The following is a 13,148-nucleotide window of genomic DNA, read 5'->3' on the forward strand; positions in this document are numbered from 1 at the left end:
GTCAACCCTGGTTGACAGTCCGGCCGGGCGGGCACGACGCAACAGGGCCGGTACGGGCGGAAAAGACGAAGAGGCGGGGCGAGGACACGAAGTCCTCGCCCCGCCTCAGCGGTGGATCACCGCTCGCGGGTCAGCGGTCAGCTGCAGCCGCTGGTGGAGCCGCAGCCCTCGCAGAGGTAGCAGCTGCCGGCGCGGCGCATCTTGGTGCCGCAGGAGAAGCAGAGCGGCGCGTCGGCGTTGAGGCCGAGCTGGATCTCCATCAGCTCCGTCGAGTTGTGGGCCTGGGCCGGGGTGGCCTTGGGGGCCTCAACCGCCGGGGCGGGCTTGACCACCGGGACCACCGGGGCCGCCGGGGCGACCGGGGCGGACTGGGCCAGCGTCTCGGTGTCCAGCTCCTCGGCCTCCAGCGGCTCGTAGGAACCGGTCTCCAGGTGGCGCTGGCGCTCCTCGACGGAGTGGATGCCGAGCGCGGAGCGGGTCTCGAAGGGCAGGAAGTCCAGCGCCAGGCGGCGGAAGATGTAGTCGACGATCGACTGCGCCATCCGCACGTCCGGGTCGTCGGTCAGACCGGCCGGCTCGAAGCGCATGTTGGTGAACTTCGAGACGTAGGTCTCCAGCGGCACGCCGTACTGGAGGCCGACCGAGACGGCGATGGAGAAGGCGTCCATCATGCCCGCGAGGGTCGAGCCCTGCTTGGACATCTTCAGGAAGACCTCGCCGAGGCCGTCGTCCGGGTAGGAGTTGGCGGTCATGTAGCCCTCTGCGCCACCGACCGTGAAGGAGGTGGTGATGCCCGGGCGGCCCTTGGGCAGGCGCTTTCGGACGGGGCGGTACTCGACGACCTTCTCGACCACGACCGGGGCGGCCTCGGCCTTGGCGGCCTTCGCCTCGTCGTCCTTCTTCTTGGCCGAGAGCGGCTGGCCGACCTTCGAGTTCTCGCGGTAGATGGCGAGCGCCTTGACGCCCATCTTCCACGCCTCGAAGTAGATCTCCTCGACGTCCTCGACGGTCGCGGAGGCCGGCATGTTCACGGTCTTGGAGATGGCGCCGGAGATCCAGGGCTGGATCGCCGCCATCATCCGCACGTGGCCCATCGGCGAGATGGTGCGCTCGCCCATCGCGCAGTCGAAGACCTCGTAGTGCGCGGTCTTCAGCCCGGGCGCGTCCACCACATTGCCGTGCTCGGCGATGTGGGCGACGACCGCCTCGATCTGCTCGTCCTGGTAGCCGAGGCGCTTGAGGGCGCGCGGCACGGTGCCGTTGACGATCTGCATCGAGCCGCCGCCGACCAGCTTCTTGAACTTGACCAGGGCGAGGTCGGGCTCGACGCCGGTGGTGTCGCAGTCCATCATCAGGCCGATGGTGCCGGTCGGGGCGAGCACCGAGGCCTGGGCGTTGCGGAAACCGTTCTGCGCGCCGATGCGCACGACGTCCTGCCAGGTCCTGTTGGCCTCCAGCCAGACCGGGGAGTCCAACTCGTCGACCGGGACGGCGTCGAGCGAGGCGTCCGTGTGCTGCTTCATGACCTGCTGGTGCGCGGTCGCGTTGCGGGCGTAGCCGTCGTACGGGCCGACCACACCGGCGAGTTCGGCGCCGCGGCGGTAGGCGGTGCCGGTCATCAGGGAGGTGATGGCGCCGGCCAGGGCGCGGCCGCCCTCGCTGTCGTAGGCGTGGCCGGTGGCCATCAGCAGGGCGCCGAGGTTGGCGTAGCCGATGCCGAGCTGGCGGTAGGCGCGGGTGGTCTCGCCGATCTTCTCGGTGGGGAAGTCCGCGAAGCAGATGGAGATGTCCATCGCGGTGATGACCAGCTCGACGACCTTGGCGAAGCGCTCGGCGTCGAACGAGTCGTCGTCGCGCAGGAACTTCATCAGGTTGAGCGAGGCGAGGTTGCAGCTGGAGTTGTCCAGGTGCATGTACTCGGAGCAGGGGTTGGACGCGTTGATGCGGCCGGACTCCGGGCAGGTGTGCCAGTGGTTGATGGTGGAGTCGTACTGGATGCCCGGGTCGGCACAGGCCCAGGCGGCCTCGGCCATCTTGCGGAAGAGCTTCTTCGCGTCGACGGTCTCGATGACCTCGCCGGTCATCCGTGCGCGGAGGCCGAATCCGGTGCCGTTCTCGACGGCGGTCATGAATTCGTCGTTGACGCGGACCGAGTTGTTGGCGTTCTGGTACTGGACGGAGGTGATGTCGTCCCCGCCGAGGTCCATGTCGAAGCCCGCGTCGCGCAGGGCGCGGATCTTCTCCTCCTCCTTCACCTTGGTCTCGATGAAGGCCTCGACGTCGGGGTGGTCGACGTCCAGGACGACCATCTTGGCCGCGCGGCGGGTGGCGCCGCCGGACTTGATGGTGCCGGCGGAGGCGTCGGCGCCGCGCATGAAGGAGACCGGGCCGGAGGCGTTGCCGCCGGAGGAGAGCAGCTCCTTGGAGGAGCGGATCCGGGAGAGGTTGAGGCCGGCGCCGGAGCCGCCCTTGAAGATCATGCCCTCTTCCTTGTACCAGTCGAGGATCGACTCCATGGAGTCGTCGACGGCCAGGATGAAGCAGGCGCTGACCTGCTGGGGCTGCTTGGTGCCGACGTTGAACCAGACCGGCGAGTTGAAGCTGAACACCTGGTGGAGGAGGGCGTGGGTCAGCTCGTGCTCGAAGACCTCGGCGTCGCCGGGGGTGGCGAAGTAGCCGTTCTTCTCGCCGGCGGCGCGGTAGGTGAGCACCACGCGGTCGATGATCTGCTTGAGGCTCCACTCGCGCTGCGGGGTGCCGACGGCGCCGCGGAAGTACTTGGAGGTGACGATGTTGACCGCGTTGACCGACCAGAAGTCGGGGAACTCGACGCCGCGCTGCTCGAAGTTGATCGAGCCGTCGCGCCAGTTGGTCATGACGACGTCCCGCCGCTCCCAGCGGACCTCGTCGTAGGGGTGGACGCCAGGGGTGGTGTAGATGCGCTCGATCCGCAGGCCGCCCTTGGGGGCCTTGCCGGCACCCTTCGTCGTGGCCTTGTCGGACTTCGACCCGCGTGCGGAACCGCTCGTGGTGTCTGTCACTTCTCGCTCCTCCTCCTGGGCAAACGCCCAAAGTGCCCTGAAAAGTCCGGGCACCGCTGGTTCGCTCTTCCGGTGTGCGGGCAGGCGGCGACTGCCTGTTTCCGCACGGTTTGTGGTGTTCTGTGCGCCGTTTTCGGGCGCGCGTCGACCCCGAAGGGCCGGTGTGACGGCCGGCCCCTGGGGGCCGGTGTGCTGAGCCGGGCCTCCTAGGGCGCGGCAGCGGGGACGGGCACGCAGGTGCCGTCCGCCTCGGGGACGGGCCGTTCGGCGCGGATCTCCGCGATGGCGGCCTCGAAGTCTTCCAGTCCGTCGTACGCCTGGTAGACGCTGGCGAAGCGCAGGTAGGCGACGACGTCGAGCTGCTTGAGCGGTCCGAGTATGGCCAGGCCCACGTCGTGGGTGGTGAGCTCGGACTTGCCGGTGCCCCGCACGCACTCCTCGACCTTCTGGCCGAGCTGGGCGAGGGCGTCCTCGGTGACCGGGCGGCCCTGACAGGCCTTGCGGACTCCGGAGATGACCTTCTCCCGGGAGAACGGCTCCGTGACGCCGCTGCGCTTGATGACCATCAGCGCGGCCGTCTCCACCGTGGTGAAGCGGCGGCTGCAGTCCGGGCACTGCCGGCGGCGGCGGATGGAGCTGCCGTCTTCGGTGGTCCGGCTGTCGACGACGCGGCTGTCGGAGTGCCGGCAGAAGGGGCAGTGCACCTGAGGATCCCTCCCGGGCAGGACGTGCGGACTTGGTCGAGTCTATGCGAAGACGCCCCGGCCCCGCCAAGCCGATCATGCGACGTGACCACTACCACTGGGCACGGTGAGGACTGTAGCCACTACATGTAGGTCTTCGGGGGAGGCGACACCCCTGGCGTGTCGGTGCGGATTAGACTGCCGGAACCGACTTTGAGTCGAACATTTAATCGATGTACAACAAAGCCTTGATCGAGTCAGCCAACTCCCGAATAATTCACTCGAACGTGTGTTTGGCGCAACCTTTCGATAGGAGGTGCCGTTGGGCTGGAAAAGGGAGAGGACAGCCGTCGAGAGGGGCCGCCGTGAACACGATCGAAAGCAACACCATCCCGGTGCAGGAACACTCCCAGCTCAAGGTGGGGCAGCGCACCACGAATCAGCAGAGTGTGGACGTCAGCATGGACCGTAGCGAAGAACACCGACTCTCGGGCGCGGCCATTTCCCACCCGGGCCGCGTTCCCGACCAGCCGATCGAACACTCCCCCGCGCTGGACGACTCCCACCCCGCCCCCGCGCGCTCGATGCCGGGGCGCCCCCCCGGCATCCGCACCGACGAGGCCGGGCTGACGGAACGCCAGCGCCGCGTGATCGAGGTCATCCGGGACTCCGTCCAGCGCCGCGGCTACCCGCCGTCCATGCGCGAGATCGGCCAGGCCGTCGGCCTGTCCAGCACCTCCTCGGTCGCCCACCAGCTGATGGCCCTGGAGCGCAAGGGGTTCCTCCGCCGCGATCCGCACCGCCCGCGCGCCTACGAGGTCCGCGGCGTCGAGGTGGCCCGCCCCAACACCGCCGAGACGGCCGGGCGCCCGTCCACCTCGTACGTGCCGCTCGTCGGCCGGATCGCCGCGGGCGGTCCGATCCTGGCCGAGCAGACGGTCGAGGACGTCTTCCCGCTGCCGCGCCAGCTGGTCGGCGAGGGCGAGCTCTTCGCGCTCACCGTGCGCGGCGACTCGATGATCGAGGCAGCCATCTGCGACGGCGACTGGGTCACCGTCCGCCGCCAGCCGGTCGCCGAGAACGGCGACATCGTGGCCGCGATGATCGACGGCGAGGCCACCGTCAAGCGCCTCAAGCGCGAGGACGGCCGGATCTGGCTGATGCCGCACAACCCCGCCTACGAGCCGATCAACGGCGACAACGCGACCATCCTGGGCAAGGTCGTCGCCGTCCTGCGCCGCCTCTGAGCGTCCACCACGGCACGCACCGGGAAGGGGCTCCACCGCGGAGTGCGGGGAGCCCCTCCGGCGTCTGCCGGGGGCGCGCGGCCCGTCGAGGCGCTCAGCCCGTCCGGGGCGCTCAGCCCTCCTGCCGGAGCACGCCGCCCCTCTTCCGGTCCGCTCAGCCCTTCTTGACCACCGGCCGGACCGGCGCCGCGGAGGCGTCGATCGCCGCCAGCGACCGCCGCACCTGGTTGCGGTCCGTGGTGTACCAGAACTCCGGCATCGAGGACCGGAAGAAGCCGCCGTACCGCTTGGTCTCGACCCGCGGGTCCAGCACCGCCACCACGCCCCGGTCGTCCGCCGCGCGCACCAGGCGGCCCGCCCCCTGCGCCATCAGCAGCGCCGCATGGGTGGCCGCCACCGCCATGAAGCCGTTGCCGCCGCGCTGTTCGACGTCCTTCTGCCGGGCGCTCATCAGCGGGTCGTCCGGCCGCGGGAACGGGATCCGGTCCATCACCACCAGCTGGCAGGCCGATCCGGGCACGTCCACGCCCTGCCAGAGCGAGAGCGTGCCGAACAGGCAGGTGGTGGCGTCCGAGGCGAACTCCCGGATCAGCTCGCCCAGGGTGTCCTCGCCCTGGAGCAGGATCCGGTTGTCCAGCCGCCCGCGCATCGCCTCGGCGGCCGCCTGGGCGCCGCGCATCGAGGAGAACAGCCCGAGCGTCCGCCCGCCGGCCGCGCCGATCAGCTCCGCCAGCTCGTCGAGCATGTCGGGGCGCTCCGGGTCCCGGCCCGGGTCGGCCAGGTGCCTGGCGACGTAGAGGATGCCCTGCTTGGGGTACTTGAACGGCGAGCCGACGTCGATGCCCCGCCAGTGCGGCACCGGCTCGTCGCCGAAGTCCGCACCGGCCGCCGGGGTGTCCCCCGGCCCGCGCACGTCCGGCAGCCGGGCCTCCGAGGGCAGGCCGACCGAGGCGGCCACGCCGTTGAAGTCCCCGCCGAGCTTGAGGGTGGCCGAGGTGAGCACCACCGACCGCTCCTTGTACAGGCCCTCGCGCAGCAGCCCGGAGACGCTCAGCGGGGCGACCCGCAGCGAGGCGGTGCCCAGCCCGTACCGGTCGCTGCGCTCGATCCAGACCACGTCGTACTCGGAGTCGGCGAGCAGCCGCTCGGCCGTCTCGTGCAGCGCCTCCGCCGAGGCCATCGCCTGCTTGCGCACCGCGTCCTCGTCGCTGAGCGCCTTGTCCCTGGTCTCGCCGAGCGAGGTGATCACCTGCCGGCTGGCGTCACGGATCGCGGTGACCGCGTACGCCAGGTACTCGGGCAGTTCCTCGACCCGGCCGGGCTGCGCGGTCTCCATCAGGCCGTGGTAGTTCTCCGCCGCACCCTGGAGGGCGTCCACGGCCTTCTCGTTGGCGAGCCGGGCGGCCCGCTTCACGGCCCGGTTGACCGCGCCGACGGTCAGCTCGGCGGTGGCCGCGCCGGTGACCCGGTTGACCAGCTCGTGCGCCTCGTCGACGATCAGCAGCCCGTGCTCCGGCAGCACCGGCGCACCCTCGATGGCGTCGATCGCCAGCATCGCGTGGTTGGTGACCACGACGTCCGCCAGCTTGGCCCGTTCGCGCGCCTTCTCGGCGAAGCACTCCTGACCGTACGCGCAGCGGGTGGCCCCCAGGCACTCCTTGGAGGTCACCGAGAGCTGGGCCCAGGCCTTGTCCGAGACGCCGGGGCTGAGGTCGTCCCGGTCACCGGTCTCGGTCTCGTCGGCCCAGTCGCGCAGCCGCAGCACGTCCTTCCCGAGCTTGCCGGTGGGGCCGCCGAGCGCGTCCACCGGGTCGAACAGGCCCTCGCCCTCCTCGCTCGGGGTGCCCTCGTTGGCCCGGTGCAGGCAGAGGTAGTTGGAGCGGCCCTTGAGCATCGCGAACAGCGGGCGGCGGCGCAGCACCGGGTGCAGTGCCTCCACCGTGCGCGGCAAGTCCCGCTCGACCAGCTGGCGCTGGAGCGCCAGGGTGGCGGTGGCGACCACCACGCGGTCCCCGTGGGCGAGGGCCGGCACCAGGTAGGCCAGGGACTTTCCGGTGCCGGTGCCGGCCTGCACCAGGAGGTGCTCGCCGTGGTCGACGGCGTCGGCGACGGCCTCGGCCATCCGGACCTGGCCGGGGCGCTCGACACCGCCGACGGCCGCCACCGCGGCGTGCAGCAGCTCGGGGAGTCGGACCCGCGGGACGGCTGCCTCGGCGGCGTCGGCGGCGGCCGAATCGTCGGCGGCTTCCTCGGCGGCGTCGGCGGGGAGCTGGGATTCGGAGTCGTTCGTCATGACCCTCCCACCCTACGGGGCGGGGGTGACAATCCGGTCGCGTTGCCCGGGGAGCCCGGCTGTCCCCTCCGGGGTGAGGGCGTTCGGGACGGTGCCGTGCCGGGCCGCGTGCGGGCGGTTCGGGCGGTCGCGGTAGCCGTCGAGGAGCAGCCGGTTGCGGTTGAGGCAAAGCCGGTCGATCCGGGGGCGGAACAGGTCGAAGACCGCGAACCGCTCCTTCAGCCCGGGGAAGCGCTCCTGGTAGCGGAGGACCTCGGCCCGCAGCAGCGCCCAGAACTCGGCCTCGGGCAGGCCGGTCTGCGCCTCCAGCAGCGGGGCGAGGTAGCGGAAGACGCCGATGAAGAGGCCGGAGTGGAGGAACTGGCAGAGGCCCTGCGGGTCCTCCCGCAGCAGTACCCCGGCCACGTCGGCGGGCAGCCCGCGCAGCTCGGGCAGGTCCTGGTCGCTGAGGTTGACGTCGTCGACGAAGTCCTTGACCGCCAGCCGGGCGGGGGCCTCGGAGGAGTCGAAGACCAGGATGGCGTTCTCGCCGTGCGGGGAGAAGACCAGGCCGTAGCGGTAGAGGAAGTGGAGCAGCGGCGGCAGCATGGCGGCGAACAGCCGGGCCGTCCAGGCGGTGGGGGTGAGGCCGGAGCGGGTGATCAGTTCGGCGGCCAGCGACCGGCCGTCGGCGCCGGTCTGCAGCAGGGCGGCCAGGGTGCGTCCGCGTTCGCCGGCGTCCAGGGCGGGGCCGAGCGGTTCGCGCCAGATCGCGCCCAGGAGCTCCTTGTACTGGTAGGGGGCCTCGGGCAGCTCGCGGTAGAGCGGGTGGTCGACGGTGACGGAGGCGATCTCGCCGAGCAGCACCACCCGGCACTCGTCGCGCAGGAACGGGTCGGCGTCCCGGAGGCCGTGGATCCAGGCGGTGACGGCGGGGGCGGCGAGCGTGCGCTCGGTCGGGAGGCCGCGCCAGACCAGGGTGTTGAGGATGGCGAGCGGCAGTTTGACCGTGCAGCGGTCGGGGCGGCTCTGGTTGAAGAAGGAGCGGATGGACTGCTGGGGCAGCCGCAGGTCGCCGTCGGAGGGCAGCGGGACGATCTCGCCGGACGCGATCCACGGCGCGAACAGCGGGACGACGGTCTCGTCCCACTGCCAGGGGTGGACGGGCAGCAGCAGGTAGTCGTCGGTGTCCGGGCCGAGGGCGGCGCGCAGGGCCGCCGGGTCGTCGAGCTCGCGGGCGTACAGCTGCCCGGGCTCGGCGAGGCCGGGGACGCCGCGGTACTGGGCGAGCCGGCGGTGGACGGCGATCCAGGGCAGCGGCAGCGGGGTGCGCGCCTCCGGGGTCCAGCGGGCGGCGTCGGAGGCGGAGAAGCCGATCCGGCCCTTGTTGGGGACGATCCACGGGTGGCCGCCCTGCCGCCCCTCCAGTTCGGTGTGGCCGAGGTCGGCCAGTTCGGCGGCGGTGAGCGCGGTGGCGAGCTGGTGGGCGTCCGAGAGCAGGGTGGCGGTCAGCTCGCGCACCAGGTGGCCGGTGGTCTCGCCGCGCAGGCCGAGGGTGTGCCGGGCGTAGGGGAGGAAGCGCAGCGGGTCGAGGCCGTCCGGCCGGGAGCAGTGCACGGAGTCCTCGTCGACCTGCCAGCTGCCGTAGGCGCCGCGGCGGGCGGTGAAGCGGTACTCGGCCTCGGGCAGCAGGAGCAGGTACTCGCCGTCGGCGGCGCCGGCGACCGGGGCGATCAGCTCCTCGTAGGCGAACTCGCCGAGCATCTTGGCCAGCAGCGCGCGGCCGGCCCGCTGCCAGTGCCCGGCGGTGAGCTGCGGGGGCAGGTAGAGCGACGGTTCAGCGGCCGGCGGTTGCGGCACGGGAGAGCTCCTGGGGGCGAGGGACGGTGGTGGCGGCGGGGCCGGTGGGCGGGGTGGTGGCGGCGGCCGGCTCCGGCGGGGCGAATCCGGTCCAGGCGGTGCGGGCGGGCAGTCGGTGGACGGTCCGGCCGGTGACGGCGTTGAGGATCACGGCGGCCCGGTGGGCGCCGAGGCCCAGGTCGGGGGTGCCGACGCCGTGGGTGTGGAGTTCGGCGTTCTGCACGTACAGCCCGCCGGTGAGCTCGGGCCTGGTCGCGACGCGGTGGTCGAGGTCGACCCGGTAGCGCCCGGCGCCGTCCCAGTCGATCAGCCCGGCGAGCGGCTCCAGGGCGACCGGGCGGGCGGCCCGGTAGCCGGTGGCGAGCACCACGGCGTCGGTGCGCAGCACGTGCCCGGCCCCGGAGTCGGTGTGCCGGCAGCGGAGTTCGAGCCCGCCGCAGGGGCCGGGCCGGGCGTCGGTGACGGCGGTGCCGGGGGTGATCTCGACCGGGTCGGCGTCGATCGGGCGGCCGATGGTCCGCTCGTACAGGTGGTCGTGGATCTCGGCGAGGGTCTCGGCGCTGGCGGCCTTGTGCAGCTGCCACTGGGCCTCGACGAGGTGGTCGCGGACCGGCTCGGGGAGGCTGTGGAAGTAGCGGGTGTAGTCGGGGGTGAAGTGCTCCAGGCCGAGCTTGGAGTACTCCATGGGGGCGAGGGCCCTGCTCCGGGTGAGCCAGCGCAGCCGGACGCCGTCGTCGGCGTGGCGCCGCAGCAGGTCGAGGAAGACCTCGGCGCCGGACTGCCCGCTGCCGACGACGGTGATGTCGCGGGCGCCGTTCAGGGCGCAGCGGCGGTCCAGGTAGTCGGCGGAGTGGAAGGCCCGCGGGTGGCCGGCCAGGCCGGCGAAGACCTCGGGGAGGACGGGCCGGGTGCCGACGCCGAGCGCGACGTTGCGGGCGCGGACCTCCTCGCGCCGCCCGGTGACGGCGTCCAGCAGTTCGGCCCGGTAGAACCCGCCCTCCCAGTGCCCGCCGGTGCCGTGCCCGCCCGTGCCGTGCCCGCCCTCCCAGTGCAGGGCGGTGACCACGGTGGCAAACCGGCAGTTGGTGAGCCGCTCCGCCGCCCAGCGGCAGTAGTGGTCGTACTCCCGGCGGGGCAGTTGGAAGCGCTCGGCGAAGTAGAACGGGAAGAGCCGGTCCTGTTCGCGCAGGTAGTTGAGGAAGGACCAGCGGTTGGTCGGGTCGACCAGCGAGACCAGGTCGGCGAGGAAGGGCACCTGCATCCGGGCCCCGTCGACCAGCATCCCGGGGTGCCAGCGGAACTCCGGGCGCTGGTCGCAGAAGAGCGTGCGCAGGCCCGGGACGGGCTCGGCGAGCGCGGCGAGCGAGAGGTTGAACGGGCCGATGCCGACCCCGAGCAGGTCGTACGGCGCGGGCTGGGGTGCTGGGGTGTCCATGGGGTGGGCGGTGTCCTAGGCGGGGTCGGAGGGGGCGGGCACGGCGGGGTTCGCGGCGGGGCGGGGCGGTACGCGGTCGCGGACCATCAGGGCGGCCCGTTTGTCCGGCAGGTCGATTTCGGCCGTCGCCCGGAACCCGGCCCGTTCGAAGGCCCGGACGGAGCGCCGGTTCCGGACGTCGGGCTCGGCCACCACCCGCTCGCAGCGCGGCCGTTCCCGCAGGATGCGTTCGGCGAGCGCGGCGAGCAGGGTGGCGCCGAGGCCCCGTCCGCGGCGGTCGGCGGGGCCGAGCAGCAGGTGGACGCCGGTGTCGTCGGGCCGGGCGGGGTAGTGCCCGGCGAGCGGGTCGAGGTCGGCGCGGTAGATCTCCCAGTAGCTCATCGGGGTGCCGTCGAGCAGTCCGAGGCAGGGCGCGCTGCGGCCGTCGCCGTCGAGTTGGGCCCGGACGTGCCTCCCGGTGGTGGCGGGAGGGCCGGCGAGGTCCCAGAAGGCGGCGACGTCCGGGTCGTTCATCCACCCGGCGAGCAGGTCCAGGTCGGCCGGCAGCCGGACCGGGCGCAGCCGGAACTCCCCGGCTGCGGTGGGCATGGCGCCCCAGCCGGGGACGGAGCCGGCCAGGCTCACGGCGGGGGTCACGCGCCTGCCACCGGGTTGGGGATGTCGACGTAGACGGACTGGTTGGCGACCGGCCCGACCAGTTCGTCCATGCCGTTGATCCGGGTGAGCAGGTTGGCCTTGCAGGGCAGGGTGGTGGCGTCCAGCAGCAGGGCGGGCAGCGTGGAGCCGGTGGCCGCGACCCGGGGGCCGGCGAGGAAGCCGCGCAGCGCGGCCAGCAGCACCGCCTCGTCGGCCAGCCGCTGGGAGCCGAGGGCGCCGATCAGGCCGAGGACGTGGTTGATGCCGAGGTAGTAGGCGAAGTGGTGGTCGATCACGTCGTCGGCGAGGAAGGTGTCGCTCTGCGCGCCGAGTCCGGGCAACCGGCCGGTGAGCCGTTCGGCGGCGCTCTGCCGGTAGTAGAAGCCCTGGTTGTCGCGGTAGCGCCCGCCGACCGGCCAGCCCTCGGCGTCGAGCAGGACGAGGCTGTTCTGCTGGTGCGCCTCCAGCGCGATGCCGGCCTGCCCGTCGAGCCAGAGGACGGGTAGGACGACGGCGTCCAGGTAGCGCAGGAACCATTCGGCGGCCACGGTGGTGAGCGGGCGGCCGCAGCGGAGGGCGAGGGCGCGCAGCGTGTCGCCGAGCCGGGACGGCACGGTGTCGCCGGTGCCGAGCGGCTGTTCGGCGACCAGCCCGGCCACGCAGAGCGCGCGCTCGCCGGGGGCGAAGGGCTGGGCGCGGAGCACGGTGTCCAGGCCGCCCGGGTCACCGAGGGCGGGGTGGTCGACGCCGATCCACGCGGGGTCGCGGACGATGTCGAAGCCGGCGTGGGCGGCCCGCCACTCGGCGGCCAGTCCGCTCTCCAGCAGCCGGTGCATCTCCAGGCCGCGGTGCAGCTCCTTGCGGAGGTTCTCCCGGCGGGAGTTGGTGATCCGCAGGCCGAGCGAGAGCTTCAGCATCCAGGGTGTGCCGGGCCGGTAGACGGTGCGCACCGAGGAGGTGGGGTACCAGGGCGCGCCGGCCGGGCCGAGGTCGTGCAGCAGGCCGTCGGCGAGCAGGGCGGCGACGGCCGGGCGCAGCGCCAGCTCGCGGGCCTGCCAGGGGTGCAGCGGCAGGGCGGCGGTGCCGGGCGGCAGCGGGGCGCGGTCGCCGAGGAGTTGGGCGGTGATCCGGTCCGCGCTCTCGGTCAGCGCGGAGCCGGCGGCGAGGAGTTCGCGGTCGACGGCGTACCAGTGCAGCTGGAACGAGCCGTGCAGCTCCGGGGAGTAGGCGGCGCTCTGCGCGGGACCGAGGCCGTCGCGGCTCTTGGGGGTGGGGTGCAGCGGGTGGCCGAGGAGCAGGGACTGCTCGGTGGCGAGGAAGTGGGAGCCCTCCGGCCCGCCGGGGGCGGCGGCGATCCGGCGGTGGGCGAGGATGTCCGCGGTGCGGACGACGGAGTCGGCGACCCGGGCCGCGAGGTCGGCGACCTGGCCGGGGTCGGGGCGGGCGGCGGCCGCGGCGGCGAGCAGCGCGGCGGCGGTGACGGCGTCCACCGGGGCGTCGCAGGGGTCCCCCGGTGCGGCGGCCCCGCCGGCCGAGAGGGTGGCCGGGCCGAAGCGGTGCCAGCCGGCGGGCGACCAGTAGCGGACCGGGGCGCAGAGCCGGGCGGCGCCGCCGAGGACGGCGATCCGCAGCCGGCCGTCGGGGCCGGGCGTGGCGCCGGTCTCCCTGGCCCAGCACCGGAGCAGGGCTTCCAGGGCGGCCTGTTCGGCGGCGACGGCCGGGTCCGGGTGCAGCAGCGGGTCGGGCTGCCCCGCACCGGCCGCGGCGGGACGGGCCGGGGCCGGGCGGCGCGCCGGGCTGTGGGGCGGGGCTCCGGTGAGGGCGGTGCTCAAGGCTGCTCCTTGGGGCGCGTGGGGTGCGGACGCGCGCGGGTGGTGGAGAGGGTCTGGCGGGCGCTCGCACCGTCGCGTCAGGTAAGGGTTACCTATCCCTGACGGGTGATCACAAGGACGGCTCACTCGTCCGGGTGAACAG

8 protein-coding genes are annotated in these 13,148 nt (G+C 73.0%); 1 reads left to right on the plus strand and 7 read right to left on the minus strand.

Annotated elements, in window-relative coordinates; all coding sequences use genetic code 11:
- Positions 1-137: 137 nt before the first annotated feature.
- Together C2142_RS12465 and nrdR are read right to left on the minus strand one after the other, a co-directional pair.
- On the minus strand, positions 138-3,041 hold the full coding sequence (locus tag C2142_RS12465; protein WP_148642708.1) for a vitamin B12-dependent ribonucleotide reductase: 2,904 nt from the start codon (positions 3,039-3,041) through the stop codon (positions 138-140).
- A 206-nt stretch (positions 3,042-3,247) separates the two neighbouring features.
- Positions 3,248-3,745, minus strand: coding sequence for a transcriptional regulator NrdR (gene nrdR, locus C2142_RS12470; protein ID WP_148642709.1), 498 nt, complete (start codon positions 3,743-3,745; stop codon positions 3,248-3,250).
- Between the two features lie 440 nt (positions 3,746-4,185).
- On the opposite strand from nrdR, the gene lexA reads away from it, so the two are divergent.
- On the plus strand, positions 4,186-4,971 hold the full coding sequence (gene lexA, locus C2142_RS12475; RefSeq protein ID WP_148644736.1) for a transcriptional repressor LexA: 786 nt from the start codon (positions 4,186-4,188) through the stop codon (positions 4,969-4,971).
- A 154-nt stretch (positions 4,972-5,125) separates the two neighbouring features.
- On the opposite strand, the gene C2142_RS12480 is transcribed toward lexA, so the two are convergent.
- Genes C2142_RS12480 through C2142_RS39690 form a run of 5 tightly spaced genes read right to left on the minus strand, consistent with a single transcriptional unit; the run spans position 5,126 to position 13,006 of the window.
- A complete protein-coding gene (locus C2142_RS12480; protein WP_148642710.1) occupies positions 5,126-7,264 on the minus strand; it encodes an ATP-dependent DNA helicase in 2,139 nt (712 codons plus the stop codon).
- A gap of 12 nt (positions 7,265-7,276) precedes the next feature.
- Complete coding sequence (locus C2142_RS12485) at positions 7,277-9,103, minus strand: IucA/IucC family siderophore biosynthesis protein (RefSeq protein WP_241002541.1); 1,827 nt, start codon at positions 9,101-9,103, stop codon at positions 7,277-7,279.
- The gene (locus C2142_RS12490; RefSeq protein ID WP_148642711.1) at positions 9,081-10,538 is read right to left on the minus strand and encodes a SidA/IucD/PvdA family monooxygenase; all 1,458 of its coding nucleotides are present in this window, start codon (positions 10,536-10,538) and stop codon (positions 9,081-9,083) included. Before C2142_RS12490 ends, C2142_RS12485 begins: the two co-directional genes overlap by 23 nt.
- A 15-nt stretch (positions 10,539-10,553) precedes the next feature.
- Positions 10,554-11,162, minus strand: a complete 609-nt coding sequence (locus tag C2142_RS39685) for a GNAT family N-acetyltransferase (protein ID WP_241003177.1) — start codon at positions 11,160-11,162, stop codon at positions 10,554-10,556.
- An 8-nt stretch (positions 11,163-11,170) separates the two neighbouring features.
- Entirely contained in the window at positions 11,171-13,006 is a 1,836-nt protein-coding gene (locus tag C2142_RS39690; RefSeq protein WP_162002461.1) for an IucA/IucC family protein, read from the minus strand.
- Between the last annotated feature and the right edge of the window lie 142 nt (positions 13,007-13,148).

Source organism: Streptomyces sp. CB01881 (assembly GCF_002953255.1).
Classification (GTDB): domain Bacteria; phylum Actinomycetota; class Actinomycetes; order Streptomycetales; family Streptomycetaceae; genus Kitasatospora.

What these genes read in the sequence shown, in the direction of transcription:
- lexA (WP_148644736.1), top strand. Translation starts at nt 4,186, where the DNA reads ATGGACCGTAGCGAAGAACACCGACTCTCGGGCGCGGCCATTTCCCAC.
- C2142_RS12490 (WP_148642711.1), bottom strand. Translation starts at nt 10,538, where the DNA reads ATGGACACCCCAGCACCCCAGCCCGCGCCGTACGACCTGCTCGGGGTC.
- C2142_RS12480 (WP_148642710.1), bottom strand. Translation starts at nt 7,264, where the DNA reads ATGACGAACGACTCCGAATCCCAGCTCCCCGCCGACGCCGCCGAGGAA.